At 35.1% G+C, this 25,538-nt stretch carries 23 protein-coding genes and 1 tRNA gene; 10 read left to right on the top strand and 14 right to left on the bottom strand.

What is annotated here, in order from left to right; all coding sequences use genetic code 11:
• Positions 1 to 12 precede the first annotated feature (12 nt).
• Genes ABFY81_RS02910 through ABFY81_RS02900 form a run of 3 tightly spaced genes read right to left on the bottom strand, consistent with a single transcriptional unit; the run spans position 13 to position 3,896 of the window.
• Entirely contained in the window at positions 13 to 1,425 is a 1,413-nt protein-coding gene (locus ABFY81_RS02910) for an LLM class flavin-dependent oxidoreductase (protein WP_191011318.1), read from the bottom strand.
• Positions 1,425 to 2,648 carry an SfnB family sulfur acquisition oxidoreductase gene (locus ABFY81_RS02905; RefSeq protein ID WP_347912979.1) on the bottom strand — a complete coding sequence of 408 codons (1,224 nt, stop codon included), beginning with the start codon at positions 2,646 to 2,648 and terminating at the stop codon, positions 1,425 to 1,427. The genes ABFY81_RS02910 and ABFY81_RS02905 overlap by 1 nt, the downstream gene beginning before the upstream one ends.
• 12 nt (positions 2,649 to 2,660) lie before the next feature.
• Entirely contained in the window at positions 2,661 to 3,896 is a 1,236-nt protein-coding gene (locus ABFY81_RS02900) for an SfnB family sulfur acquisition oxidoreductase (protein WP_347912978.1), read from the bottom strand.
• A 345-nt stretch (positions 3,897 to 4,241) separates the two neighbouring features.
• Between ABFY81_RS02900 and ABFY81_RS02895 the strand changes: the two genes are divergently transcribed.
• The 5 genes from ABFY81_RS02895 to ABFY81_RS02875 all read left to right on the top strand — a co-directional run bounded on the left by ABFY81_RS02895 (position 4,242) and on the right by ABFY81_RS02875 (position 8,813).
• A complete protein-coding gene (locus ABFY81_RS02895) occupies positions 4,242 to 5,006 on the top strand; it encodes a glutathione S-transferase family protein (protein WP_134261594.1) in 765 nt (254 codons plus the stop codon).
• A 540-nt stretch (positions 5,007 to 5,546) separates the two neighbouring features.
• The gene (locus ABFY81_RS02890) at positions 5,547 to 6,440 is read left to right on the top strand and encodes an amino acid ABC transporter substrate-binding protein (RefSeq protein WP_004702139.1); all 894 of its coding nucleotides are present in this window, start codon (positions 5,547 to 5,549) and stop codon (positions 6,438 to 6,440) included.
• A gap of 93 nt (positions 6,441 to 6,533) precedes the next feature.
• Positions 6,534 to 7,376 (top strand): amino acid ABC transporter permease, encoded by an 843-nt coding sequence (locus ABFY81_RS02885; RefSeq protein ID WP_004702137.1) that lies wholly within the window; start codon positions 6,534 to 6,536, stop codon positions 7,374 to 7,376.
• A 2-nt stretch (positions 7,377 to 7,378) separates the two neighbouring features.
• A complete protein-coding gene (locus tag ABFY81_RS02880; protein ID WP_004702135.1) occupies positions 7,379 to 8,056 on the top strand; it encodes an amino acid ABC transporter permease in 678 nt (225 codons plus the stop codon).
• Positions 8,057 to 8,069: 13 nt separating this feature from the next.
• Positions 8,070 to 8,813: an amino acid ABC transporter ATP-binding protein gene (locus tag ABFY81_RS02875; RefSeq protein WP_019458936.1), complete on the top strand. Its 744-nt coding sequence runs from the start codon at positions 8,070 to 8,072 to the stop codon at positions 8,811 to 8,813.
• Between the two features lie 51 nt (positions 8,814 to 8,864).
• Here the strand turns inward: ABFY81_RS02875 and ABFY81_RS02870 are convergent, their stop codons facing one another.
• Positions 8,865 to 10,181, bottom strand: coding sequence for a DcaP family trimeric outer membrane transporter (locus tag ABFY81_RS02870; RefSeq protein WP_191105350.1), 1,317 nt, complete (start codon positions 10,179 to 10,181; stop codon positions 8,865 to 8,867).
• Positions 10,182 to 10,529: 348 nt separating this feature from the next.
• Between ABFY81_RS02870 and ABFY81_RS02865 the strand changes: the two genes are divergently transcribed.
• A complete protein-coding gene (locus tag ABFY81_RS02865; RefSeq protein ID WP_002050132.1) occupies positions 10,530 to 11,000 on the top strand; it encodes an Lrp/AsnC family transcriptional regulator in 471 nt (156 codons plus the stop codon).
• Between the two features lie 43 nt (positions 11,001 to 11,043).
• Here the strand turns inward: ABFY81_RS02865 and ABFY81_RS02860 are convergent, their stop codons facing one another.
• From ABFY81_RS02860 to ABFY81_RS02850, 3 genes are all read right to left on the bottom strand, one after another.
• A complete protein-coding gene (locus ABFY81_RS02860) occupies positions 11,044 to 11,793 on the bottom strand; it encodes a YebC/PmpR family DNA-binding transcriptional regulator (RefSeq protein ID WP_004702129.1) in 750 nt (249 codons plus the stop codon).
• A 162-nt stretch (positions 11,794 to 11,955) separates the two neighbouring features.
• Positions 11,956 to 12,501: a 1-acyl-sn-glycerol-3-phosphate acyltransferase gene (locus ABFY81_RS02855; RefSeq protein ID WP_086497613.1), complete on the bottom strand. Its 546-nt coding sequence runs from the start codon at positions 12,499 to 12,501 to the stop codon at positions 11,956 to 11,958.
• A 192-nt stretch (positions 12,502 to 12,693) separates the two neighbouring features.
• A complete protein-coding gene (locus ABFY81_RS02850) occupies positions 12,694 to 13,257 on the bottom strand; it encodes a TetR/AcrR family transcriptional regulator (RefSeq protein WP_019458940.1) in 564 nt (187 codons plus the stop codon).
• A gap of 276 nt (positions 13,258 to 13,533) precedes the next feature.
• On the opposite strand from ABFY81_RS02850, the gene ABFY81_RS02845 reads away from it, so the two are divergent.
• Positions 13,534 to 14,397, top strand: coding sequence for an iron-containing redox enzyme family protein (locus ABFY81_RS02845; RefSeq protein ID WP_068934324.1), 864 nt, complete (start codon positions 13,534 to 13,536; stop codon positions 14,395 to 14,397).
• 506 nt (positions 14,398 to 14,903) lie between these two features.
• Here the strand turns inward: ABFY81_RS02845 and ABFY81_RS02840 are convergent.
• The 3 genes from ABFY81_RS02840 to ABFY81_RS02830 form a co-directional block, all read right to left on the bottom strand.
• Positions 14,904 to 15,620, bottom strand: coding sequence for a LuxR family transcriptional regulator (locus tag ABFY81_RS02840; protein ID WP_100192675.1), 717 nt, complete (start codon positions 15,618 to 15,620; stop codon positions 14,904 to 14,906).
• Positions 15,621 to 16,035: 415 nt separating this feature from the next.
• Entirely contained in the window at positions 16,036 to 16,443 is a 408-nt protein-coding gene (locus ABFY81_RS02835) for a hypothetical protein (protein WP_031944963.1), read from the bottom strand.
• Positions 16,444 to 17,309: 866 nt separating this feature from the next.
• Positions 17,310 to 17,386, bottom strand: a tRNA-Ile gene (locus tag ABFY81_RS02830).
• Positions 17,387 to 17,546: 160 nt separating this feature from the next.
• Between ABFY81_RS02830 and ABFY81_RS02825 the strand changes: the two genes are divergently transcribed.
• Positions 17,547 to 18,773: an integrase family protein gene (locus ABFY81_RS02825; RefSeq protein WP_347912977.1), complete on the top strand. Its 1,227-nt coding sequence runs from the start codon at positions 17,547 to 17,549 to the stop codon at positions 18,771 to 18,773.
• Positions 18,774 to 19,024: 251 nt separating this feature from the next.
• Here the strand turns inward: ABFY81_RS02825 and ABFY81_RS02820 are convergent, their stop codons facing one another.
• On the bottom strand, positions 19,025 to 19,924 hold the full coding sequence (locus ABFY81_RS02820; protein ID WP_347912976.1) for a LysR family transcriptional regulator: 900 nt from the start codon (positions 19,922 to 19,924) through the stop codon (positions 19,025 to 19,027).
• A gap of 89 nt (positions 19,925 to 20,013) precedes the next feature.
• On the opposite strand from ABFY81_RS02820, the gene ABFY81_RS02815 reads away from it, so the two are divergent.
• Positions 20,014 to 20,451, top strand: coding sequence for a PACE efflux transporter (locus tag ABFY81_RS02815; protein WP_288420955.1), 438 nt, complete (start codon positions 20,014 to 20,016; stop codon positions 20,449 to 20,451).
• A 59-nt stretch (positions 20,452 to 20,510) separates the two neighbouring features.
• Here the strand turns inward: ABFY81_RS02815 and ABFY81_RS02810 are convergent, their stop codons facing one another.
• The 3 genes from ABFY81_RS02810 to ABFY81_RS02800 form a co-directional block, all read right to left on the bottom strand.
• Complete coding sequence (locus ABFY81_RS02810) at positions 20,511 to 21,926, bottom strand: cytosine permease (RefSeq protein WP_347912975.1); 1,416 nt, start codon at positions 21,924 to 21,926, stop codon at positions 20,511 to 20,513.
• 253 nt (positions 21,927 to 22,179) lie between these two features.
• Positions 22,180 to 22,644 carry a hypothetical protein gene (locus ABFY81_RS02805; RefSeq protein ID WP_004702108.1) on the bottom strand — a complete coding sequence of 155 codons (465 nt, stop codon included), beginning with the start codon at positions 22,642 to 22,644 and terminating at the stop codon, positions 22,180 to 22,182.
• A 114-nt stretch (positions 22,645 to 22,758) separates the two neighbouring features.
• Positions 22,759 to 23,688, bottom strand: a complete 930-nt coding sequence (locus ABFY81_RS02800; protein WP_347912974.1) for a DMT family transporter — start codon at positions 23,686 to 23,688, stop codon at positions 22,759 to 22,761.
• Between the two features lie 94 nt (positions 23,689 to 23,782).
• On the opposite strand from ABFY81_RS02800, the gene ABFY81_RS02795 reads away from it, so the two are divergent.
• On the top strand, positions 23,783 to 24,634 hold the full coding sequence (locus ABFY81_RS02795; protein ID WP_068934200.1) for a LysR family transcriptional regulator: 852 nt from the start codon (positions 23,783 to 23,785) through the stop codon (positions 24,632 to 24,634).
• The last annotated feature ends 904 nt before the right edge of the window (positions 24,635 to 25,538 follow it).

The following is a 25,538-nucleotide window of genomic DNA, read 5'->3' as shown; positions in this document are numbered from 1 at the left end:
CTATCTCCAAATTTAAGCGATTATTTCTTCAATTTTTGTTAAGTTTTTGCTGTTGTTATAGGGACTACATCGGAATGCTTGAACAGGGTGTTGTTCTGGTAATTGATCACCCCGATTAAAAATTTTGTTCCGTAGTGAACCCGTTTTATATGCAGTTTTATAGCGACCACGTTGCTGTAGTTCAGGAATAACCAAGCGAATAAAGTCGTGGTGAGACTCCGGTGCAACTGTACGTGTCAAATTAAAGCCATCAATATCTGTCTCATCTAAAAGATGAATTAAGTATTCAGCAACTTCTTCGCCACTACCCACGATGAGGGGATAACGACCACCTAAAACATGCTGAGCTTTTAAGTCATTTTTCGTGATTTGTTGCTCTTTAAATTTTTCGGTAATCGAAACAATGCTGTTACTTTTTTGGTAAGGAATCGCTTCATCGTCGGCAAATTTACTTAAGTCGATGCCAGTTGAACTCGCATAATGCGCGAGGCCAGCTTCAGGACTTGCATACTGACGATATTCATTAAGTTTTTGTACAGCTAGATCATGTGTTTCGGCAACAACAACGGTGATGCCAACGAAGACTTTAATGTCATCCGCTGAACGGCCTTGCTGTTCTGCAAGAGCACGAATCTTTTTCACTTGTTCGCGTATTTTTTCGGGTTTGTCGCCACCAATAAATACACACTCAGCATGACGCGTCGCAAACTGCATACCTTTTGGTGAAGCACCTGCTTGAAACAGTGTCGGGGTGCGTTGCACAGAAGGAGACACCTGAAATACACCTTCACTTTGGTAATATTTTCCGTGGTGGTGAATAGTGTGAACTTTAGATGGATCTGTAAAAACACGCTGTACTTTATCTTTTTTAACGGCGTCGTTTTCCCAAGATCCCTCCCAATATTTATAGCAAAGCTCTAAAAATTCTTCGGCTTGTTCATAGCGAGCATCGTGGTCTTTTAAACCTTTTTGACCAATTAAGCGTTCGGCACTATCTAGATAACCCGTCACGATATTCCAGCCAATACGACCTTGAGTTAAATGGTCGAGACTCGCAAAACGGCGGGCAAACTGATATGGATGCTCATAGCTTAAGTTCACAGTGACTCCAAAACTTAGGTTTTGAGTGACTGCCGCCATAGCTGAAATGAGTGTAGATGGGTCATGGCTCGGAAGCTGAATGGACTCTTTTAAAGTCAGATCTATACCATTTTGATAGACGTCATACACACCTGTAATGTCTGCAATAAACAAACCATCAAATAAACCACTTTCTAAGGTTTTGGCTTGTTCTGTCCAGTAGCTCAGTTCATTAAAACGATGTGATTCATCACGTGGATGTGTCCATAAGCCATGATTAATATGTCCAACACAGTTCATATCAAATGCATTGAGTAAAATTTCTTTCGTTTTGAAATCTGCCATTACAATGTCCCCCGACGAGGCGGTAGAACACCGTTAAGAACATAGTTTCCAATAAAGTAATATTTCCATCGTGCAGCATCATGTAAGGTATGTACGCGCGCATTGCGCCAGAAACGGTCTAGACCATCCTGTGACTGACTGCCACGACTTCCTGCAAGTTCAATGAGCTTAGAGGATGCTTTGAGTGCAATATCACTACTATGAGCACGTACTTTGGCAACATCGATGGATGCTTTAGCAATGCTTTCTGGTGTGGTTTCAATTTTTGCGGCATCAATTGATTGAGCAGCCTGTTTTAATAACACTTCACTAGCTCGTACATCGACAGCAATGCGTCCTAGCTCATAAATTGTCAAAGGATCTTGATTTGCAGTTTCTACATTTGAATCAATCCATGGGCGCGCTTGATGCACTCTTTGCAAACTTTCTTTAAAGGCTGCACGTGCAATGCCTACCTCAATTGATGCATGCATAATTTGCGCAAAAGGACCCACTAAGGTTGGTTGTAAAAATGCAGTATCAAAAGGAATAACATCATCTGCATCGACAAAAACCTGATCAAATTTAACAGTGCCGCTACCTGTGGTTTTCTGACCAAAACCAGACCAGTCATCAACTAGTTTCAATCCTTGTGAACCACTTTTTACAAAGGCTAGGTATTCTCGACCCGCATCATCTAAAACTAAGGTTGGAATACGGTGAGCAAATAAACTTCCTGTGCAGTAAAACTTTTCACCCTGAATCAGATATCCATTTTCGTGAGGACGGATATTGGTTTGTTTATGAGTTGAAGTTTTAGTTTTAAACTCGGCAAGTGCATTACCAAAGCGAGTGCCATTTAAAACTTCGCCGTATAAACGTTGTTTTTGAGCTTCTGTACCAGTATTGCGCAATACTTCTAAAGCATAAAAATGATTTTGTGGAATTTGTCCGATTGAACCATCTGCACCGCTTAAAAGAGCAATCACTTTAGCAACGGTATGACTTGAAACTTCAGCACCGCCATATTGCTTTGGCACTGTAATTGCCCAAAGACCAGATTGGCTCAAAGCATCAATTTCGGTATACGGTAAAATTCGTTTAGAGTCTCGCTCAACTGCGGTTTTTTTAAATTGCTCAGCAAACTGTTTGGCAACTTCTAATGCTTCAGCATCATTTTGAATAATGTGTGCCTGGCCAGATGCCGATGTTTGCTTTGTTTGAACCGATTGATATGAAGTCATGACAATTTCTCCTTAAATCCAGGCATGGCGGGCAGGGAAATGACCATTAAGGTAATAATTGCCAATGGCATGTATTTTCCAGCGAACAGGGTCGTGTAAGGTATGTACACGGGCATTTCGCCAATGTTGGTCTAAATTGTGTTGGCTTAAGCTTGAACGACTACCGCCTAGTTCTAGTAGTTTTTCAGAGATTTGTAGAGCTGCATCATTGGCATAGACTTTTGCTTCAGCAACCAAAATTGAAGCTTTTGCTACTTGTTCATCAGTCACAGTTTGAAGTTGGTCAAGTTCATCTAAATATTCAGCAGCTTCATCAAGTAGTAGAATTGCAGCATCGAGCAAAATATTTAACTTACCTACTTCTTGCAGGGTGTAATGTTCAAAGCTGGCTTTTTCAACATTTGCATCAATAATTGGGCGTGCTTTATGAATAGTCGATAAAGTATCTTCAAATGCAGCTTCCGCAATCCCAACATCAATGGCTACTTGTAATAACTGAGAATAGGCACCGCGATAAGTAGGAGTTTGAGTCAATAAGCGTTCGTCAAAAATAAGTTCAGGATTGACTTCAACATGATTTAATTTAACCGTACCACTCGCTGTCGTACGCTGACCAAAGCCATTCCAGTCATTAATGACTTCAATACCTTGAGCATCTCGATTCACAATCACTAAAACCACATGACCTTCTGGATGAACCGCTTTAATTGCGAGCCAATGCGCAAAACTTGTTCCAGTCGAATAAAATTTTTCACCGTTTAAAATGTATTTACCGTTTTCAATGGTAAGCGTGGTTTTTAGCGTTTTTGAGTCATGTGTATTACGTTCTGGTCCACCATTAGCAAGACGTTTGCCTGCCAATATTTCTGAAAAAATAAATTGTTTTTGTTGTTCTGTGCCCAAGATCTCGACGAGGTTTAACAGACTAATTTGATTTTGTGGAATTTGACCAACATTGGCATCGCCTTTACTTAAAATACGAAAGACTTGAGCCAAAGTTTTATTAGACACAAAAGCACCGCCATATTTTTTTGCAATGCGAATTCCTCCTAAACCTTTTTGACTAAAGCTTTCGATTTGCTCAAAAGGAAGTTGGCGTTGTTGATCACGTGTATTACGACCCTCTAAAGCAAAATCAGCCACTTGATAAGCAGCATTAATGGCTTGTTGATCATTTTGAATGACTTGGACGTATGCCGTCGTTTTAGATAGAGAATTAGACATAATGACACCTTGTATTGCTGTCATTACCTTACAAAAGAAATATTTTTCCACTAAACGAGGACTTATGCTCAGCTTATGAATAAAAATGCAAAGCACTTTTTTTGATTTTTAATGGATAAATATAGATATAGAAATTTATTATAAATCAATTGATTATGAAATTTATTGGCTGGAAAAATTACTAAACTGGTTTTAATATGAAAAAGAGCTATAAGTACGGTAAAAAAAGATATAAAAAATATAGACCTAACTGTCAGTGAAAAATGAGCACAATATCCATTGTTTTCATTAAAAATAGCTTCTAAAGTATCTACTTAACGACGACGATTTTTGTACGAATAGTCAAATAAAAATAAACGTGGAGATTTTATGCGGGTTTTGTATCAGTTTCCTTTGTCTCATTATTGTGAAAAAGCTCGCTGGTTGTTAGACCATAAAGAACTTGATTACGTTGCACATAATTTGATTCCAGGCTTCCATCGTGCATTTGCACAACTCAAAACCGGGCAAAATTTATTGCCAATTTTGAAAGATGACCAACGTTGGATTGCTGAATCAACTAAAATTGCACTTTATCTGGATGATACTTATCCAGAGCATGCACTTTTGCGCCGTGATGAACAACTTCGACAACAAACGCTCAAGATAGATAGCTTGGCAGATGAACTTGGTGTACATGTACGTCGTTGGGCACTTGCTCATACTTTAGCCCATGGAGACCATGCTCTAGAAATTATGATGGGTGAGCAAGGTTACTTGCGCCAGTTTGAAAAAATATCAAAACCTTTCCTCAAAACTTTAGTAAAGAAGAACTATAAGCTTGAAGAGGAGCTAGTAAGTCAGTCAAAAGAGCGTATGGATGAACTTATAAATGAGTTGAATCAGTACCTCATTGAAAACCAAGCACGTTATATGGTTGGAGACCGCTTAAGTCTCGCAGATATTTCAGTATGTTCTATGCTTGCACCTTTACTTGAAATAAAAGGTACACCATGGGAACCCGAAGAGGATGAAGAGGTGTCGCCAGAGTGGAGCAATTATCAGAAAGCTTTACTTGATTTGCCCCTTGGACAATATGTTTTAAGAATATATCAAACAGAAAGAAATGCACGTGTTGATTGGCGAGGCATTTAATCTATAGGTTTTCTAAAAAAGCTCGAAATAAATCGGGCTTTTTTTATATTTGTAGAAATATTTTAATTGTAAAAAACATGACTATAAATTTTATAAATGAATTTTATTAAAACATTTTTATTTATTATTTTGAGGTTTGTTTTGTTTTTTAATTACAAACTTAGACTTTTAGTCTAAATGCCTAATAAAGTTAATTTTTCTTTTTATTAATAAAATAGTTTTTCTAAAAACAGTTTTTAGAAAAAATTAAGCCACTTTATTGTGCATGTGTTTACAATGTAATCAAAAATTGCCACATTTAAGTGTAATTAGATGAGCTTAATAATAGACAGAAGATTAAAATATAGATTAAAGTAAGAAACATGTGAGCAGTTTTAAAGGTATTAACTCTGCGAAACAGATAAATAATAAGTGAAGCAAATGGATGAAGTCCTACTTGGAAAAGTTGGCTCGATAATTGCAATTTAATAATAAATCACTCTATTTCTCTATAAGAATGATTCTGTAGACAAATAGAGGAATGATCATCAAGGAGTTCTTATGAAACGTTCTGCAACCTCTCTCATTGTTTCAACAATTATGCTTTGTACGGTTGGTGCTACTTCTCAAATACAGGCAGCAGACACATTAGCAAAAATCAAAAGTACTGGAAAAATCGTTATTGGTCACCGAGAATCATCCGACCCAATTTCATACGTTGTTGGAGGTAAACCAGTAGGTTATGCAGTCGACATTTGTAACCAGTTCGCAAATGATATTAAGAAAGAATTGAAAATGCCTGGTTTAAAAGTTGAATACAAGGCAGTCACTTCATCAACACGTATTCCTGAGCTTTTAGCAGGAAATATTGATATGGAATGTGGTACGACCACAAACTCTAAACAGCGTCAGCAACAAGTTGGTTTTTCAACGAACTACTATGCAACAGAAGTGCGCATGGCTGTTAAAGCAAACTCTGGTATTAAGAGTCTAGCTGATTTAAATGGTAAAGCAGTTGTTACGACTCAAGGTACAACATCTGACAAGTACATTAAAATGAATGAAAAAGGTCAGTCACTTAATGTACAAAACATTTATGGTAAAGACCATTCTGACTCATTTGCTATGATGGCATCTGGTCGTGCCGCAGCATTTGTAATGGATGACAATATCTTAGCTGGTCTAATTGCTAAGTCATCTACACCAAAAGCATTCGCAATTGTAGGGCCAGTACTTTCGTCAGAACCTTATGGCATCATGATTGCTAAAGATGATCCAAAATTTAAAGCAGTTGCCGACCGTACCGTAAATAATTTATGGAAAACTGGTCAAATGGACGCTTTATATAAGAAATGGTTCTTATCTCCAATTCCACCAAAAAATACTAATTTAAATATGCAGCCAAGTGCATCTTACAAAAAGCTTAAAGCCCACCCAACAGATGCAGGGATCTAACACGTTCCTTTTGTCCTAAATTTACTTGTGCAAGTGTAAAACCTCATTTGCACAAGTGGTCTATTTTCTAAGATATTCATTTAAGGGGCAAACATGTCAGTCGGCTCGCTAAACTGGACTATATTCTGTGCGGAGTCTAATGAATATGGTGTCGATAAAGCCGCATGGGCAGAATCAGTTTGTAAAGTCATTGGTAGCTCTAGCTACAATGCTTATTCTGAGGCGCCCACATGGTTACAAATGTTAGGTTCTGGTGTCTTTACTATGGTATGGACTGCTGTTGTAGCCTTTCTTATCGCATTTTTATTAGGTTCTCTCCTCGGGGTAATTCGTACTTTACCCAACAAACCGCTTGCATTTATCGGCAACTGTTATGTCGAAATATTCCGTAATATTCCTTTAATTGTACAGTTATTCTTCTGGGCTTTTGTATTCCCAGAGTTCTTACCAGATAGTTTAAGTGCCGGAAGTGGAGACGTTGTAGCAGGTGGATGGTGGAAAAACCTTCTAAATCATCATCCTGCTGTTATTGGTGTTTTTGCTTTGGGTCTATATACCGCAGCACGTGTTTCTGAGCATGTAAGAGCGGGGATTAACACAGTTTCTCGCGGACAAAAGTTCGCAGCTTCTGCAATGGGTTTTACAACGGCGCAAAGTTATCGTTATGTGATTTTACCAGTTGCATACCGTACTGTATGGCCAACCATTACTTCAGAAGCAATGAACGTTTTTAAGAACTCAGCAGTTCTATATGCGTTAAGTGTTTTGAACTTCTTCGCTTATACCAAAACTATGCGAGAAGAGACTTCTCAGGACATTATCATTCTTATTCTGTCTACACCGGTTTATTTGATCATTACCTACACCATTAAATTTGTGATGGCATGGATTGAAAAACGTATGGCTGTACCAGGTTTAGGTTCGGGAGGAAAATAATTATGGATTTTTCTCTATTACATAATCCTGATGTTATTGCTGCACTCAAAGAAGGTTTTATCTTCACGCTTACGGTAACGGTACTTGCGATGATGGGAGGAATCCTGATTGGAACTCCATTGGCAATGATGCGTTTATCTAACAGCGCAATCGCAAGTAACTTTGCAAAGTTCTATGTCGATCTATTTCGTGGTATTCCATTAATTCAGGTCATCTTTATTTTCTATTTTTTGTTGCCGAAAATATTTGAGTTTCAATCAGATACTTATTGGGGGCCATTATTTTCGAGTGTTGTGACCTTTGCGATTTTTGAAGCTGCTTTTTTCTCGGAAATTGTACGTTCCGGTATTCAGTCTATTTCAAAAGGTCAGGTCAATGCAGGCTACGCTTTAGGTTTCACCTATGGTCAATCTATGCGTTATGTGGTGTTACCGCAGGCCTTCCGTAATATGCTCCCAGTATTACTTACTCAAACCATTATTCTCTTTCAGGATGTGTCATTAGTCTATGTGATTAGTGCACCAGACTTCTTAGGTCGTGCAGATACATTGGCGAATACCTATGGTCCTGAAACAAAAGCAACATTCTACTTAATCGTCGCTGTGGTGTATTTCTGTAGCTCGTTTGTGCTATCGCAATTAGTCAAACGCTTACAGAAAAAAATTGCCATCATTCGCTAATTGGAGATTTTAAATGCCAATGATAGACATCCAACATATCTCTAAATGGTATGGTGATTTTCAGGTTTTAACAGATTGCACGACGAGTATTGAAAAAGGTGATGTCGTTGTTGTTTGCGGGCCATCTGGTTCAGGAAAATCAACGCTCATTAAAACCGTAAATGCTTTAGAACCATTTCAGCAAGGTGACATTATTGTTGATGGGGTTTCATTAAAAGATCCAAAAACTGATCTTGCAAAATTCCGTTCTCGCGTAGGAATGGTGTTTCAGCACTTTGAACTTTTTCCGCACATGACAGTTTTGGAAAATTTAACGATTGCTCAAGTGAAGGTATTAAAACGCTCAGTTGCTGAAGCTCGGGAAAAGGGACTTAAGTATCTGGAACGAGTTGGGTTACTTGCGCATAAAGATAAATTTCCAGGACAACTTTCTGGTGGACAACAACAACGTGTTGCAATTGCTCGCGGGTTATCTATGGACCCAGTCTGTATGTTGTTTGATGAACCTACTTCGGCACTCGACCCTGAAATGGTAGGAGAAGTGCTCGAAGTGATGGTACAACTTGCAAATGAAGGTATGACCATGATGTGTGTTACTCATGAAATGGGTTTTGCTAAACGAGTATCGAACCGTTTAATTTTCATGGATGAAGGCAAAATTCTTGAAGATTGTCCAACCAATGAATTTTTTGATAATTTAGAGGCTCGTCACGAGCGCGCTAAACTTTTCTTAGAGAAAATTCAGGCAATGCATTAATTGTGACAATAAAAAAAGAGCCTTTAAAGGCTCTTTTTTTATATCTAGCTATTAGAAATTATATTTAGCAAGTAAATTTATACGTGAGTAATCGCCTTTATCACCTGCAAATGTTTCACGCTGACCGTAAGTGTATTCTGCACCTAAGTCAATGTTCTTAACTGGATTCCAGATTAAATTAACCAGCGCATTATAAATTTCTTTGTTATAGCTGGTGTTATTTAAATTAGTATTGGCATATGTGCTGTCATCTTTATACTGAACTCCGCCAATTGCGAAAGTAGAACGTAATATTGGATTCCATTTGCGTTGATAGCCAATAACAGCGCTATCAAATTCTCCTAAGTTGATATCTTGACTAACTGTGTCATATGCATAAGCAGAGTTGCTATAAGATAAATATCGACCATCGCCTTTAACATGATAGTAATTCGCCATAACACTATCTTGAGGGGTAATATCATACTTTCCGCCTATGCCGACACCCCAACCAAATTTTTCTTCAGATGAACTATCTTTAGGTGCGACACGGTTTTCGTGAGCAAGCCCATGAAGTTGTAATAAGCCTTTATTATCGGCAGTTTTAAAATCATAACGCGTTGTTAGAGCAGGGAAACGGCTTCCACCCGCAACATTTCCTACTTTTTCAACATCGCCACCTTCTAAAGCAAATAAGATTTTTTGTTGCGCATCAATCGGCTGGGTATAGCGGACTTGTACGGTACGGGTTGTTCCTGTGCCCACTGCACCTGTAAAGTCTAATGTTTCTGGAGATGTATCGGTATTTACGAAAGGTGAAGTCGTTTGACCTGCTAACCATTTACCTAAAGACATATAAGCATGGCGTACACGGAAAGTTCCACTGCCATTGTCGCCATTACCCCCCATAAAGTCGGCTTCAATTTTTCCGGTTAAATCACCATATTGGGTAGGTCGAAGAATATCTAGACCAATACGTGTAGTTGCAGCAGATACATTTAAAGAATCTTGTCTTGGATCATCTTTATTTAATGGGTAATTGGCTGCATTTGAAATGCTTCCATTTGAACCTTTAAAGTCATAAGTTGCATCTACTCGTACGTTTCCATAGAGCTTAACTTGAGTTTGTCCATCAGGCATTTGCATCCATCCAGGTTTGCCTTGTGGAGCAGGTGGATTTGCCACAGTTGCAGTTTGTGGAGCTGCTGGAGTATTAGCTGCAAGTGCTGTTTTTTGCTGACTTGATAATTGCTGAACCAGTTGTTTTAATTCACCGACCTCTTTGCGTAAAGCATCTACTTCTGCATCAGTAGCAGCATGGGCTGGCACCATTATACCTGTTAGGCTAACAGCACTCATGGCAAGAACTAAAGTTTTGATTTTTTTCACAGGTATTCCCCACATCGGATATAAAATTTTTCCAATATCTGCATATCAAAAACAGTGCCAACTTTTTGAAATTCTGAAAAGTAACTGATTTTATTTAGAAAATACTCATTATTCTTAAATAACTTATTGTTTTACTAATGTGTTAAATGAAAAACTGAAAGGATATAAGGCTATAAACCATTGCAAATGCGCTATAAACGTCATACTACTGCACAGTTAACAGGCACAGATTTGAGTCAACATATTGAAGTAAAGCTTAATTCTTTTTTTAATCGTGTTTGATTTTTAACGTAGACTTGGCTTTAGGATATACTGTTCACTTATAAAGAGTACTGATTGGAGAAAAGAATGGAGTTAGACCGTTTTGATAAACAAATTCTGGAAATTTTGTCTCATGAAGACCTGAATTTGAATGAGCTCTCAGAACGGATTAATCTTTCAGTTAGCTCTGTTCATCGCCGCATTAAGCACTTAATTGAAGCTAATATCATGGGACAGCTTAAAAGAGAAATTAACTTTAGCAAATTGGGTTTTACCTTGCATATTTTGCTACAAGTCTCTTTAAGTAAACATGATAGCGAGACCTTCGATAAATTCCTTTCTGAAATTGAAGCTATTCCTGAAGTTACAAATGCATTTTTAGTCACTGGTCAAAGTGCCGATTTTATTCTTGAATTGGTCGCACGTAATATGGATGACTACAGCGAAATTTTATTAAGACGGATTGGTAAAATTGACAATGTCGTCGCTCTACATTCGAGCTTTGTGATTAAAGAGTACAATGTGTTTAACTGTTATAACTTATTAAATAAACTGTAAAAAAACGCACCAATCGGTGCGTTTTTTAATTTCAATGTTTGGTTTAAGCATCTAATTGAGCTAAAACTTCATCTGAGAATTCAACATTTGTATAAACGTTTTGTACATCATCAAGATCTTCAAACATATCGATCATTTTGAGAATTTGTTTTGCTTGGTCAACATCTGTAATTTCAGCTTTGGTTGAAGGGCTCATTACAACTTCAGCGTTATCAGATTTTAAGCCAGCAGCAGCGAGAGCATCTTGAACATCACCAAAAGTTTCTGGTGAAGTAATGACTAAAATTTCATCTTCTGAAACTTCAATATCTTCTGCACCAGCTTCTAGAGCAACTTCCATGATTTTATCTTCTAAAGAGACATCTTCAAAAGTAATTTCACCACGCTTAGTAAATAGATAAGATACAGAACCCGCAGTTCCTAAATTACCATTTGTTTTACTAAAACAGTGACGTACATCTGGTACTGTACGGTTTAGGTTATCTGTCATTGTTTCAATAAGAACAGCAACACCACCAACGCCATAACCTTCGTAAGTTACTTCTTTTAAATCATCATTATCTTCACCACCCACACCGCGTTGAATTGCACGGTTAATGGTGTCACGTGTCATATTGACAGAAAGTGCTTTTTCGACAACAGCACGAAGGCGAGGGTTACTAGCAGCATCTCCACCACCAAGTCTGGCAGCAGTCACAATTTCACGAATATATTTAGTAAAAACTTTACCGCGACTTGCATCTTGTTTAGCTTTACGATGCTTAATATTGGCCCATTTAGAATGACCCGCCATGGAAGTGAACTCCAAAAATTAAAAAATGCAAAAGTGCCAGAATATTATCATAGGCATGGTTTTCTTGAAAACTGTTGTCCTATGTTTTGTTAACCAATTAAGCACGCTTTGAGAGTCTAAATTTAGCTAAAAAAATAGACTCGAAGTTTGTGACTAAATTGGTTAGCTAATCTTTACATCAATATCATATTGCGCATAGAGTTCTTTAATTGTTTCAAGATCCTTTTGCAAATCTGAAGGGTAAATTTTGCCTAAAATACCGCCTTTTTTTGTTCTTGCATTTGCGTACATCAGTACGATTGGCACATTAGCAGCTTTAGCAATATGCCAGAATCCAGTACGGATAGGTCTGCGTTCAGATCCATCTTTTGCACGTGTTGCTTCAGGTGCAATGACTAGATTAAATGTATCGTGACTTTGAAATTTTTCGACCATTTGGGAGACAATATCTTTACTCGCTTTTCGATCTACAGGTATTCCACCTAGTTTCTCAAGAATAGGCTTCATTGGACCTTTGAAAAGTTCCTTTTTTATTAAAGTATGAATTTTTAGGTCTAACACTTGAAACAGAGCAATAGATAAGATTGCATCCAAATTGGAAGTATGCTCAAAACCAATAATAACTTGTTTTTTCTCAAGAATTGTAGGATCTACATCATAGGTCCAACCAACTGCTTTAAAGATAGAATTGCCTAAAAACTTTTTCATAGAGATATGGGAGACAATAAGGATGCGGAATTCTAATATGAGTTTGTCCAAAAAGGTAGAAAATTATCACTGCAGTAAATTTCATTTATTTTAATATTAATACTCAATAAACTTTATATTTATTAGTGCTATATTTTAACTAGTCAATATAAAAATATATAATATATTGGTTTGAGATTAACTTTTATCAGTTCAACTAAGATTTTCAGTTTTAATTAAATACTCGATATATTGCCATTTTTTGTTAGGATCAATCAAATCTTTATCAATCGTTCCATCAATGATAATCCCATCAATAACTGAGATAAGCATATGGGTAAGCGGAGTAGGATTTTCAATACCAAGCTCTACTAATAAACTATTTAATAAATTGATTAACCAATTTGTATATTCTTGAAATGGTTCTCGAATTGAAGTGTATTGTTTAGATACTTCAATAAATGCCTTCTTAAATAGGCAGCCGTTAAAGTTTTCACTGTTAATCCAGTCGATATACCAATTAAAAATCAGATGTATTTTTTCAAGTGGCTCTGCATCTGGATGTGCATTCAATCTTTCATAAATAGAATTTTGTATATTAATGTTTCTATGCTCTAGGCATTCCATGATTAAACTTTCTTTAGAGGGAAAGTATTTATAAAAAGTCATCTTGGCGACATTTGATTCAGCAATAATTCTATCTACACCCGTAGCGTTATAACCTATTTTATTAAAAAGGTTTAAAGCAGTATTTATAATATCTTCTTTTTTTGACATTATTCTTCCATATAGTTAGAACTAATTATGAGTTGGTATAGCTTTTGATTTTTTAATCAATTTGATCATAATCAAAAACATAATTTGATTCAAGTTAATATTATAAAAATAATCTTTATTATTTTTAAATTTTTTTAAATATTCTATTTGATTTAATATAATTTTAATTCTAAGATGGATTTTTAACAAAAGGAGTTTGGGTTTTAGCGTAATTCTTTGTTTTTAAAATAAAATATGGAAATCAGATAACTTTAATAAGTTTAACGAGAGTGAATTATGCCAAAAAAATTTGAGAACTTTAATAATCCTAGGAAAAAGGCACTCGCAGGGATGAAACAAAGCATTTCAGCTGAGCTTTGGGATAAAAATCTAAACTTTTTAAACCAATTAAGAGTTAAGATTTCAAAACATCCTGTTTCTCATCATCCCGCAATAGAAATTTTAAACAATGGAGAAATCAGTAAACAAAATTTAAAGCGTATTCATTTAGAGTATCGCCATGCAATTGTACAAACTTTTACAGATGCTTTATTAATGGCTCAATATCAGGCAAAGCAATTAGAACCTAAATTGCATGCTGGAGCCAAAATGTTCCCGCGTTTTCTTTTAAGTCTGAATATATTTGATGAGTTTGGATTCAGGCCTGGTGCTGACCGAGATGGTTATTATCAAGGAAACCCTGAATATGCTCATTATCCATTATTTGAAGATGTTTTGAATGATTTTGGAGTAACTGAAGAGGAGCGTCGCAACTATAAGCCAACAGAAATCGCGCATCAGGTGAGAGATTTTTTAGAGAATTCTTATAATGACTATAAAGCTGTTTCTGCTTTATTAGCTGTGGCTGAAGAAGAGGTGATTTTGTATAGTCCACCTTTGCGTAAAGCAACCAGTGCTGTCGGTATAGATGTCGAGGGTGGTGGTTATTACCATGTTCATGGCATTTCTGAAGATGAAACTGCCGAGGCAGCAGATGATGATCATGAAGAAGATTTATGGTTCATTTTGATGCAGGCTTGTACTGAAGAAGACTATATTTATTTAGAAAATCTATGCCTTGAATATTGTAATTTGTGGGAAAAATTTTGGGATGTTCAAATGGAGATATCAAAATCAATGCCTAAACAAAATTTGGCTTAAGAATATCTCAAATATTGAACTCATAATTTATAATAAACATAAATACTAAAAGGAATATTGAAAATATGGAAATAGCAAAACTCCTTTAGTCTTTAAGTGAGCAATCTTTGAATCGTGTGTGCTATTCATTTGTATTTTAAGATATTCAGAATTATAAAACCCCCAAAATTAAATTTTTAGGGGGTTAAATTTGGCTACCCAATGAATTAGAGAACTTAAATGTTTTTATTTAAACTTAGATTAATCAGTTGCTTATGATGTTTTTCTATGGAATTTGTAGTTTGGTTTAGTGCTATTTAGGGGCAGATGTATTCTGGTCATTGTAAAATCGGAATATCCTCACAATGAGATTGTATTTGCATAATATTGTTGGTCAATTCAATCAATAAATATGAGTTTATCCCTAATATATTAATAATTTATAAGAGTTTACGATTGGCAGTGGATCGACATTATTTTTTAAATGTTGATTTATATTAGCTTGCTAAATTGATTTCGATGCAAATTTATAGCAATCCTAGCATTATTGCTCGAATGACTGCTGAAATTTTATTGTTTACATTGAGTTTTTGCATTGCATTCACCACATGAAAAGTTACTGTTCTCTCACTAATAGATAGAATTAGCGCAATTTCTGAAGCGGTTTTTCCTTCTGCACTCCAACGCAATACCTCTTTTTCTCGGTTAGATAACTTAAGATTTAAATCACGGAACTCTTTGTCATTCACAATTTTGGCAAGACTACTATGCAGCATTTGAGCAAGCCAAAACATTTTTGAGGATTGCGATTTTTGTTCTTGTTCAGAAATTGGATCGGCTGATCTGGCAAGTGTGAGCATCCCTTGCGTACCAATTAAATCTCGACATGATTGTGACCAACCAACGCTCAAGCCAAATGATTGTGCTTCTTCCCAAAAATCTTTTAGTGATTGTTTATTTGCTTTTTGGCTAGACCAAATAAGTGGTTTTAATGAGCTTAGACAATGGCGCACTGTTGGATCAATAACAATATACCGATGCTGAGCATAACGTTGCTGCCATTCTTCGGGATAGTTATTTAATAAGATTAACTTAGGTTGAGTAATAGAGAGTGGGATATGCATGCCATAAGCACAATAGTTATATCCCAGTTGCAAGCTAATGGACTTGGCTGTATCAAACAGCTGATCCGTATCTTTTGCATTTAAAGATGCAGAAAGCAGATCTTCTTGCCAATTTTCCATGTTTTCCCCTTGTCCTTAATGCATAAAATTTTATTAAAAGTATTTGATTTTTATGGTCAAGTCCCTTGATAGGATTTTTATAACTGCAAATTATTGGTATTAATTGGTTGATAAATAAACTGCATGAGTGGTCCTTGCTGCTTTGACTTCGGTCTAACCAATTCACCATTAATAATATAATAGGTTTTAAATTGTATATTAATTATACATTATATTTAATCTTTAATTAAAGCTAAGTTTTTACCTACGAACAAAAGCTAATCATGAATAAGAAGTAAAAGCTCCTGTCTTTTAATTATAAATGATGCATTTATTTTGATTGCCCTTAAATATGAAAATTCGTGTAGATGACAAAAAGTATGAATCTGCTGCACTATAAAATTATAGTGCAGCAGATTGATGTGATTGGTTAGATTTAACAAGAACCCCAAACAACACCAGACCAAACAGGATTGTTGTTAAGATAGAGTGTAATTTTTAAACCTTTAGGGATACCCCATGTTGTACAAACATCACCACAGACTTTTAGTGTGGCGCCAATTGGAATACTAATAGGAGATGGGAAGCAAATTTGCCCAATGATTGGAAAGTTGAAGCATATTTTGTTTGTTTTTGGATCATAAGAAGCTGAAACACAAGCTTGAAGGTTTAATGCTTGAACTCCAGCTGAATCTAATTGGCTTTTGAGGCCTTCTACAGTTATATTATTTTCAGCTGTTAAGTTATTATTGTCACTTGCTAAATTAGCGTTTGCAGGTTGATTTTCAAATCCGACTTTTGTGTAGTCAGGGATCACGTCTTTTTCACATTGACATTTGCTCATTTTAATACTTCCTTTTAAATCTTCGTACTCATCTGGCTTTTCCGAAATTCGCCCCATTTATTTTTTATGGTTTCTGGAATCCACAGTCACTCCGGCATGGAATGATTTCTTGTAGGTAGATGCATTTATAAGATTCCGTGATATCAATACATCTGCTTATTCTTTGATCAAAATTTAATGGTTTTTTTGAAAGGAAATAACTGTAATTTTTTACGGTTTTTAAGCAAAAAATGATGTTTTTGAGTTTTGAAAGGGGCAAGTTCAATCAGTTGAACTTTTTAACGATGATAAGAAGGTGTAATGATTTAATTATTTAATTTTCACTGTTGTTTTTTCACAATCATTTATATTCGGAACTAAGAAAAATTCTTTAAAAACAAATATTTTTTGTTTTAAGCTACAAAGTATGGCTTTATTAAATAATGAAATAGACTAGCGTACTCATGATGGGTAATTGTCATAAGTGAAAATTTTTAACTACAGTCTGACGTGTTATTAGTAGGAAGTTGAGAACATTCATAGGGAGATGAATATAAATACTTTTATTGTCTATCATGCACAGTTCAAGAAAACATTATGAAACCGCTTGTACTAATAGGAAAAGGGGGAAGTAGCTGAAATTTTAAATTTTCCGAAGATAGATCGTTTTACTTTCTTTTTTAGTTATGAGGTATTGAATGATAGGACAGATATTTAATACTGATAAGAAAGACAAGATATTTAAAAAATTAAATAGTTTGAAGTTTGACCTATAAACCAACGGATTATTAAAATTATGAACCACTGAAAAGATATAAAGATCAGATGTTCTGAAAAGAGAAGACGTTAAAAAACCTCATAACCTAAAAGATTATGAGGTTCGAATTTGGTGGGCCCACCGTGACTTGAACACGGGACCAACGGATTATGAGTCCGCTGCTCTAACCAACTGAGCTATAGGCCCTATAAAAAAGAAAAGCTTTTATTCTCAAGGCTTTTCAGTGCCTGCAATACTAATCAATTTTTTGATTAAACACAAGTATTTTTCAAAACTAGATATGCAGTAGACCCGAAAAATATTTTGATATATTGTTAATTATCACAAGCGATACGGATTTTAGCTTATGAGCACTTCACGAGTAAAGCTAACTAAGTCATTTATTGATCAACTTAAACTCATTCCAGCAATTTATCGCGACAGTGAGATTATCGGCTTTGCTATTCGTGTGAATAATTCTTATAAAACATATATTATTGAGAAGAAAATAAAGGGTAAATCTATACGTTGCAAAATAGCTGACTATGAAAAAATTACTCTTGAAGAGGCGCGTATACTTGCACGGCAAAAGTTAAAAGATTTATCTGATACCAATCTTGCTTGTATTAAAAATGATGAAATATTAAAAAATAATTTAAATAAGGAATATTATCAGCCCACTCTAGCAGAGTCTTTCCAAGCCTATATCGATCATCATAAATTGAAAGAAAGAACACTTGCTGATTATAAAGAAGTTATAGAAAAATACTTAATAGACTGGAAGGAACTTAAATTAATTTATATTAATGAGCAAATGGTTATAGATAAGTATACTCAGCTATCTAAAAATAGTTATGCAAAAGCCAATTTGTCTATGCGTGTTCTGCGAGCTATTTATCATTTTTCAGTAAAATATTATAAAAATGCGCAAATAACAATCCCAATCATGAACCCGATTGCTTTGCTGAATTCAAGAGAAGTATGGCGAGAAATTCCAGCTCGAAATGATTATATTGATATAGATAATTTAAAAAAATGGGTTCATACAATAGTTGAATATAAAAATAGGGAGAAGGAGAATGAAACAAATAAAGATTTTTTATTCACGCTTGTCCTAACTGGACTTCTTAGAAATGAGTGTGAGTGTTTGCGTTGGGAAGATCTAGATTTACACCAAGGAACACTTTCTTTTATAAATACTTATAATAATGAGAGTTATAAACTTTATATGGGTGATTTTCTATGGCTTTTAATGAAAAAACGTAAAATTCAAATGGAGGGAGAGTGGGTTTTCCCATCTGCTAAATCTAAAACTGGTCATATTGTTAATATTTCTAAATTCCGAAAAAAGATAAATGAACAAAGTAATATTTCTTTTACTTTCCAAGATTTACGTAGAACATTTAATTTTATTGCAAGTAATTTAATTAATGAACCTATATTTATAAAAAACACAAATAAAAAGAAAATAATATTAGAATCTGACCATGTTGTTCATGATCAAGATATGCGTCATAAAATGAATAAAATTGAACAAATCGTTTTAAGTTCATATAGAGATGAACTTATTGCATTAATGAACATCAATTCCTAAGAACTTTTATTCTTAAAAATAAAAAAACAGAACCGACACCCCTTATCAAATAAGTCTAAGTTTTGTCTGTAAAACGCAGAATGAATATTTCTTCACATTTTTCACAACTATTTGTAATTGATGAATTTTATACTTGACTAAATCACTTGGAATTTATACAGTACCAGAGTATTTTCTCATAATTATTAATATTGCTTAGTCCTGAAATACAGTAAGAAGCCTATTCACTATGAATAGGCTTTTTGCTTTTTTTAATGGGTAAGCTTAGATAGGCTTGATTGAATAGTTTGAACCAGTTCTCTTGCAGCTTTTGATAAGGGTTTATCTTGGAGCCAAATGAGATAAATAGAGAGCGGCAAATGATTTTTTGTATTTTTAAAATCTAATTGAACTAAATGCTCCTGTTCAATTTTTTCTTTTACTAAAGATAAAGGAAAATTTCCCCAGCCTAAACCTGCCTCAACCATATTAATAGCGGTTTGTAAATTATTGGTTTTCCAATACATTGCTCCAACGATTGAACGTGAGTCCTGCATATTTAATTCAGTACTTGCGACCACAATTTGTCGGACATTAATTAATTCTTCAATAGAAATGAGCTTGTTCTTTTGTTTTAAAAATGGATGATCAACAGAAATTGTGGCGACTAAAGTTTCATTCATAACTAATTGTAAGCTTTCACGCATTTTTATATTGAGATCTGAGCCTGCAAGGCAAAGACTAATATTTTCTGTATAGAGCAAATTGAGTATATCGTCTTGTGGAGCTGTAATAATTTCTATATTGAGTAACGGAAATTTATCAGCCAATTGTTTTATCGCTTTAAGAAGTAAATCGGTGTTGGCATCTGAAATAACACCAATTTTCAGTTTACTTTCTAGTCCTAGAGAGAGCTCATACGCATGAGTACCTAATAATCTAAGTTGTTCAGCAATAATTCGTGCTTGAGGTTCTAATGCTAAAGCCGCAGAAGTAGGAATCACTTTACGGTGAGTACGTTCAAATAGATGATAACCAAGCTCCGCTTCGATATTGGCAATAGCCATACTCACTGCTGACGGTACTCGACTTAATTTACGGGCCGCAGCAGAAAAAGATCCGGTATCTAACACAGTTAAGAAAAGCTCGATATTTTCGCTATTAAAATTCATTTTGATATCAGTACAACTGAAAGCTGTTAACTTTAATTGTGATTTTAACTGAAACTAAAATAAAAGGAAGTTAGAAAAGTTGATTGGTTATGCAAGGTTTAAAGCGTCGTATTGTTTATGTTTCTTCATATGAAGTTATTGGAATGGTAATTTCATCGGTAGGTTTAGCACTTTTGGCTGGAGACAGTGTAGAGCATACTGGCCCACTTTCAGTGATGATTACGACCATCGCGGTAACATGGAACTTTATTTACAACATTCTTTACGAAAAGTGGGAAGCTCGGCAAGACAGTAAGTCACGTACTGTTAAACGTAGAATCGTACACGCGATCGGATTTCAAATTACTTTAGTGATATTCTTAATTCCGCTTATTGCATGGTGGATGGATATTTCTCTCGTTGCAGCATTCTGGCTAGATGTTGCCTTTATTATCATCATTCCAATTTATACATTTATATTTAACTGGACGTTCGATAAATTATTCGGATTACCTGCTTCTGCACAGACTAAGCCTATTCAAGAATAGACAAAATTTCAAAGAGATATCAAAGTATTGATCTATTAACTTTGATATCTCATCTGAAATTATTTGATTTGTTCGAGCTCAAGATTTTTTGAAACTTTTATTTGAGCTCTTTTTGCTAGCACATAATATAAAATTGCAGTCGATAACAATCCAACTAACCATGATAAATCAATACCACCTAACATCTCAGCAATTTGTCCTTTGTAGAATTTACTGTCAATAAAGGGAAGCTGAAGTAATATTCCAAGAAAATAGCAACTAATGCCAATGGTGTTCCAGCGGCCATATTTTCCATTCGGGTCATATAGTGCGTCTACATCACATTCTTCTTTAGAAATAAAATAATAATCAACTAAATTAATTGCACTCCAAGGAATGAAGAATGTCAGAAGAAATAAAATAAAAGCTTTGAATGCACTTAAGAAGGTATGTTCACCTACAACTGCAATGAACGTCGAGATTAAAACCATTGCAAGAACAATGATAAGTCGGGTTAGTTTTGAAATTTGTCCAGTTGGTTTAAAGCTATTCCAAATGGTCGCTATACACATAAAACTGCCATAAGCATTGAGTGTCGATAAAGTGACCTTTCCAAAAGCAATACTAAAATATAAGAAAGTAATGATGAGAGCGATGGGATTCATACCTACAACATACTGAACTTCATTACCAACAAAACCACCATTTGAGACTTGAGCAATTAATACACCAAGTGTCATGGAAATTTGTGAGCCGATCAAAGAGCCAAGACCAACTGCCCAAAATACCCGAGTTGAAGATGTTTTTGTAGGTAAATAACGCGAGTAGTCGGCAACATAAGGCCCGAATGAAATTTGCCAAGAAGCCGAAAGAGAAACTGCTAATAGAAATGATGACCAGCTAAAGTGGCGTACAGCAAGCAATTCTGAAAAATTCGAGAGGGCCAAAATTTGAGTAAGAATAATAACAAAAGCAATTAAACCGATAATGCTTGCTACTTTTCCTACCCAATGAATCAACCGATAGCCAATCGTTGCAAATACAATAATGAAACAAGCATAAATTAAAATACCTGTTGTATTACTGACTTGTGTAAGGTGTGCAAGTGCTTTGCCTGCGAGTACTTCACCAGTTGCGGTAAAGCCAATATACATCAGGCAAACCAGAATAATAGGAATACATGCGCCATAGACTCCAAATTGCACCCGACTCGAAATCATTTGGGGAAGGCCAAGTTTTGGTCCCTGAGCTGCATGCAAAGCCATAACAGCTGCACCAAAGCATTGTCCAATAAATAATCCAATGATTGACCAAAACACATCACCGCCTAATACGATGGCTAAAGCACCCGTGACAATCGCTGTAATCTGTAAATTAGCACCAAACCAAAGGGTAAATTGGGCGAATATACTGCCGTGTCTTTCATTTTCAGGAATAAAGTCAATACTGCGGTTTTCAACAAACCCATTTTTAGATGTTCCTGTTGCTGAATCCATATAACACTCTCCTTATCCTTTAAGAGCTTTTCTTTTATTTGAGTCTATTTTGTACAAACAAATACAAACATGTATATACAAGTAATTCTAAAAAGAAGCAATGGGTCAGTGAAATCACTCTTATAAAATTTTTAAGTCTATAAGTTTAAATACGATGGAAAATTCAACGGGGCTATAATCATTTTTATAAGTATGAAAATGTTTAATCAAAAAGTTAATTTCATAAAAAAAGCCCTCCAATGAGGGCAGATAGTCAGACTTCAGCATCAAGAATGGTCTGAAAAAATTCAGGTAGTTCTGAAAATTGAACTAATTGAGTTTTATCATCATGCTTATAATAGTATTGATAATGCGGTGTTTCAAAAGCACTATCGAGATATTGAGTTGCATCGGAAAATTGGGCTTTCGCAACAGGTTTGTCTTTTTTAAATTTAACAATGATAGGATTTACAGAGTTTAATTTAACGGGTACACCATTTTCAAACTTGGCAGTCTCAATGAGTAAAGAGATTTTAAAGTCACCAAATACAGCACAAAATTGGCCTCCTTTTTCTGTTTTAATTTCACGATCGTGAAACAGTTCTTTAAATAAATCTTTTAACGATTCTCTGTGCTTGTCTAAGGCTAATTGAAAATCATGATCTTGCTGTTCTAGTTTCTCTTGCTCTTCTTTTAGTAATTTGGCCTGTTTTTCGATTGTTGTAAAATCCAAATTCATCTTAATTTCTCCTTGTTGTATTTTTAAAACTATATATGGCAGCCATTTGTTAAGTTTTAAAGAAACATACAATCTTTGTTACAACGCAATAATTAAGATGAATTTGTGTGACTACTATTTCGTACAAGGTTTAGCCATAAGTGTCGGACGTTTAATTTGAATAAACCCACCACTGCTTAGCACACCGAGCATGACTAAAGCAGTCCCTATAAGCTGCCAGATGTTAAGTGCCTGATCAGCCAATAGTGCCACCAACATACTAAAAACTGGAACAAAGTTAAAAAAGATTGATGCTCGGCCTGCGCCTAGTTTTTGAATGCCATTAAACCAAAATAAATAAGCAATCATGGTAGAGCAAATAATGACGTAACCCATTGCCAAGTGTGCAGTAATAGGTGCCATAACTACTGCTTTGATTGGATGTTCGAAAATTAGGCTTAATGTGATTAAAGTCAAAGCACCGAACAACATAGAAAAAGTTGTAGTTTCTAGAGGTGTAGCATTTTTTACATAGCGACGTGATAACACATTGGCTAAACAAAAACTGATACCACCGAGTAAGATAAATAAGTCACCGATTGCTATTTTTAAATGAAGTAGCGTTGATAGATGACCATGACTAATAACAAAAAGCACTCCACTTAAACCAAATACAACACCAATAGATTTAGCAAGTGTTAATTTTTCTCCATCAAGCAAAATTGCTAACAATAGAGTAATCAGTGGAGTAGTTGCCATGATTAAAGCACCATTGACTGCCGATGTTGTTTGTAAACCGTAGAAACAGCCTATATTAAAACCAGCAATACCTATAATTCCAATAAGCAGATAGATAAGTAAATTCTGCCGCAAAGCATCCCAACGCAATTTACCCGTAGCCGAAAAAATAATAAATAGCCCAAGGCTTGCAAGTGTAAAGCGCTCAGCTGCTGCTGAAAGTGGAGGCATATGTTGGATGATATAAGACATTGCATTAAATGCTGAGCCCCAAAACAGCATTGTGATTACAACGCCTGTATAGGCATAAACCATTGTTTTATTCATGATGGGACTCCGAAAAAGAATGTCTCTATTCTGAGTAATCACTTAAAGGTGTACAATTCCATATTAATTCATCTTTGATGTGAAAATTTGCACAATGATTGATTGGGAAAATTTACATTACTTTTCAGTTTTTTCAGAAGAGAAATCACTTTCAGCTGCCGCAAGAAAGTTGGGAGTCGACCATGCTACTGTTGCAAGAAGAATCGCACAGTTAGAGCAGAACTTAAAATTAAAGCTAGTTGATCGTAGGCCACGTACATACGTACTTACTTCAGATGGAGAGCGGCTTGCTAAAGTTGTAGCTCGTATGATGGAAGAAACTTTTTCTATTGAGAGACTTGCTCAGGCTGGACAGCAGGAAGTTACAGGTACTGTTTCTATTAGTATGCCTCCGTTAACTGCTGCTCACCTCATCATGCCTCAGCTTGGAAAGTTTTATCGCCATTATCCGCAGTTAAAATTACGTGTACTTGGTGATGTTCACTATGTATCTTTGCTGCATAGCGAAGCGGATATAGCTGTGCGATTTGGACGACCTAAAGATGATTATTTAGTTGCTCGTAAAGTTGGAGAAATCCCTTTTGGAATATATGCTGCTCCAAATTACTTAGCTGTTACGAGTGAAGAAAATTATGAATGGATTAGCGTGGAGGTCGGTGGTGTACATGGACAAAAACAACAAAAATTAAAAGAAAGATTAAATAATAAAGAGCCGATTATGATTACTAATCATCCTGAGTTGCAATGGAGAGCCGCATGTGGGGAAGTGGGTTTAGCTGTTTTGCCTGATTTTTTAGGTGGTCTTGGTAACTTAGAGAAACTTTCAGATGACCAGCCGATGAGTGCAGAAATCTGGTTGGTGACTCATGAGGATTTAAGGCACAGCCCAGCTGTGCGAGTAGCAATTGATTTTCTTGTGAGTTGTTTTGAGTCTTTTAAAGTCTAGATTTCGTTAATTAAAAATGAGTTTATATTAATCAATTTAAAAGCTGCTGTAGTTCAGCAGCTCCTTCAATTTGACAGATCTTCCAAAGCTCACTTTTATTCCTCTACGTAAATTAGATTGGTCCCGATCAGAGTTAAAATTAATGTTTTAGCGCTTCTGGTTGCCACGTTACTTAAACTATTCAGGGAAGTGACCTGCATCTTCTCGCCCTTGTTTTAAAGCTAGAAAAAAACATAGTAGAAAAAGTAAACCAATAAAAAACAAGAAAAAATCTAGATTGCTAATACCAAAACAAATTGCCGAAGCCCCTAAGCTTAATAATAAAATACAAAATATTTTCCAAAAAATGAGCATGCTGTTTTGTTGTAAACACTTGAAGTTAGACTGTAATTGAAGAATATTTAAAGATTTTTTTATGTTTTTTTTCTTATAGGTTGTGTAAAACTTTATAATTTTTATACTTTAAATACAGTGAAATGACATTCAACATTAAAAAAGACGATGTAATAGATTTTTTAGCTATATTGAACATTAATCTTTGTAAATTTCAAATTTTCTTAATTAATAGAATGGTAATTCTTTAGAAAGTCTGTAGAATAGTGATATTGAATTTTATTTTTAATTTAATTGTATTTGAAATTAACTAGTTAGGTGTGTTTATCAAACCTTTGTTAAAAAAAAGACTTGATATTTAAGTTAAATTTTGGAATTATAGTGATGCAAATTGTGATCTATTTCCCATAATTTGTATTTCAGGTTAAGTGGTTATCACTAATGCTCATTGGCTTTATTCGCTTGTGAGCATTTTTTTAATTTATTAGTTAGTAAAATTTAAAAATCGTCATTATTTAAAATCCTTTTTATTTAGTGTTAATTAAAAATAATAGTTTATATAGCTTTATTC

This window comes from Acinetobacter sp. WA-87, assembly GCF_039938935.1.
GTDB classification, from domain to species: Bacteria; Pseudomonadota; Gammaproteobacteria; order Pseudomonadales; family Moraxellaceae; genus Acinetobacter; species Acinetobacter seifertii.
The sequence above is the reverse complement of the archived record's forward strand: the minus strand, read 5'-3'. Positions and strand labels throughout refer to the sequence as shown.

What these genes read in the sequence shown, in the direction of transcription:
- ABFY81_RS02910 (WP_191011318.1), bottom strand. Translation starts at nt 1,425, where the DNA reads ATGGCAGATTTCAAAACGAAAGAAATTTTACTCAATGCATTTGATATG.
- ABFY81_RS02905 (WP_347912979.1), bottom strand. Translation starts at nt 2,648, where the DNA reads ATGACTTCATATCAATCGGTTCAAACAAAGCAAACATCGGCATCTGGC.
- ABFY81_RS02900 (WP_347912978.1), bottom strand. Translation starts at nt 3,896, where the DNA reads ATGACAGCAATACAAGGTGTCATTATGTCTAATTCTCTATCTAAAACG.
- ABFY81_RS02895 (WP_134261594.1), top strand. Translation starts at nt 4,242, where the DNA reads ATGCGGGTTTTGTATCAGTTTCCTTTGTCTCATTATTGTGAAAAAGCT.
- ABFY81_RS02890 (WP_004702139.1), top strand. Translation starts at nt 5,547, where the DNA reads ATGAAACGTTCTGCAACCTCTCTCATTGTTTCAACAATTATGCTTTGT.
- ABFY81_RS02885 (WP_004702137.1), top strand. Translation starts at nt 6,534, where the DNA reads ATGTCAGTCGGCTCGCTAAACTGGACTATATTCTGTGCGGAGTCTAAT.
- ABFY81_RS02880 (WP_004702135.1), top strand. Translation starts at nt 7,379, where the DNA reads ATGGATTTTTCTCTATTACATAATCCTGATGTTATTGCTGCACTCAAA.
- ABFY81_RS02875 (WP_019458936.1), top strand. Translation starts at nt 8,070, where the DNA reads ATGCCAATGATAGACATCCAACATATCTCTAAATGGTATGGTGATTTT.
- ABFY81_RS02865 (WP_002050132.1), top strand. Translation starts at nt 10,530, where the DNA reads ATGGAGTTAGACCGTTTTGATAAACAAATTCTGGAAATTTTGTCTCAT.
- ABFY81_RS02860 (WP_004702129.1), bottom strand. Translation starts at nt 11,793, where the DNA reads ATGGCGGGTCATTCTAAATGGGCCAATATTAAGCATCGTAAAGCTAAA.
- ABFY81_RS02855 (WP_086497613.1), bottom strand. Translation starts at nt 12,501, where the DNA reads ATGAAAAAGTTTTTAGGCAATTCTATCTTTAAAGCAGTTGGTTGGACC.
- ABFY81_RS02850 (WP_019458940.1), bottom strand. Translation starts at nt 13,257, where the DNA reads ATGTCAAAAAAAGAAGATATTATAAATACTGCTTTAAACCTTTTTAAT.
- ABFY81_RS02845 (WP_068934324.1), top strand. Translation starts at nt 13,534, where the DNA reads ATGCCAAAAAAATTTGAGAACTTTAATAATCCTAGGAAAAAGGCACTC.
- ABFY81_RS02840 (WP_100192675.1), bottom strand. Translation starts at nt 15,620, where the DNA reads ATGGAAAATTGGCAAGAAGATCTGCTTTCTGCATCTTTAAATGCAAAA.
- ABFY81_RS02835 (WP_031944963.1), bottom strand. Translation starts at nt 16,443, where the DNA reads ATGAGCAAATGTCAATGTGAAAAAGACGTGATCCCTGACTACACAAAA.
- ABFY81_RS02825 (WP_347912977.1), top strand. Translation starts at nt 17,547, where the DNA reads ATGAGCACTTCACGAGTAAAGCTAACTAAGTCATTTATTGATCAACTT.
- ABFY81_RS02820 (WP_347912976.1), bottom strand. Translation starts at nt 19,924, where the DNA reads ATGAATTTTAATAGCGAAAATATCGAGCTTTTCTTAACTGTGTTAGAT.
- ABFY81_RS02815 (WP_288420955.1), top strand. Translation starts at nt 20,014, where the DNA reads ATGCAAGGTTTAAAGCGTCGTATTGTTTATGTTTCTTCATATGAAGTT.
- ABFY81_RS02810 (WP_347912975.1), bottom strand. Translation starts at nt 21,926, where the DNA reads ATGGATTCAGCAACAGGAACATCTAAAAATGGGTTTGTTGAAAACCGC.
- ABFY81_RS02805 (WP_004702108.1), bottom strand. Translation starts at nt 22,644, where the DNA reads ATGAATTTGGATTTTACAACAATCGAAAAACAGGCCAAATTACTAAAA.
- ABFY81_RS02800 (WP_347912974.1), bottom strand. Translation starts at nt 23,688, where the DNA reads ATGAATAAAACAATGGTTTATGCCTATACAGGCGTTGTAATCACAATG.
- ABFY81_RS02795 (WP_068934200.1), top strand. Translation starts at nt 23,783, where the DNA reads ATGATTGATTGGGAAAATTTACATTACTTTTCAGTTTTTTCAGAAGAG.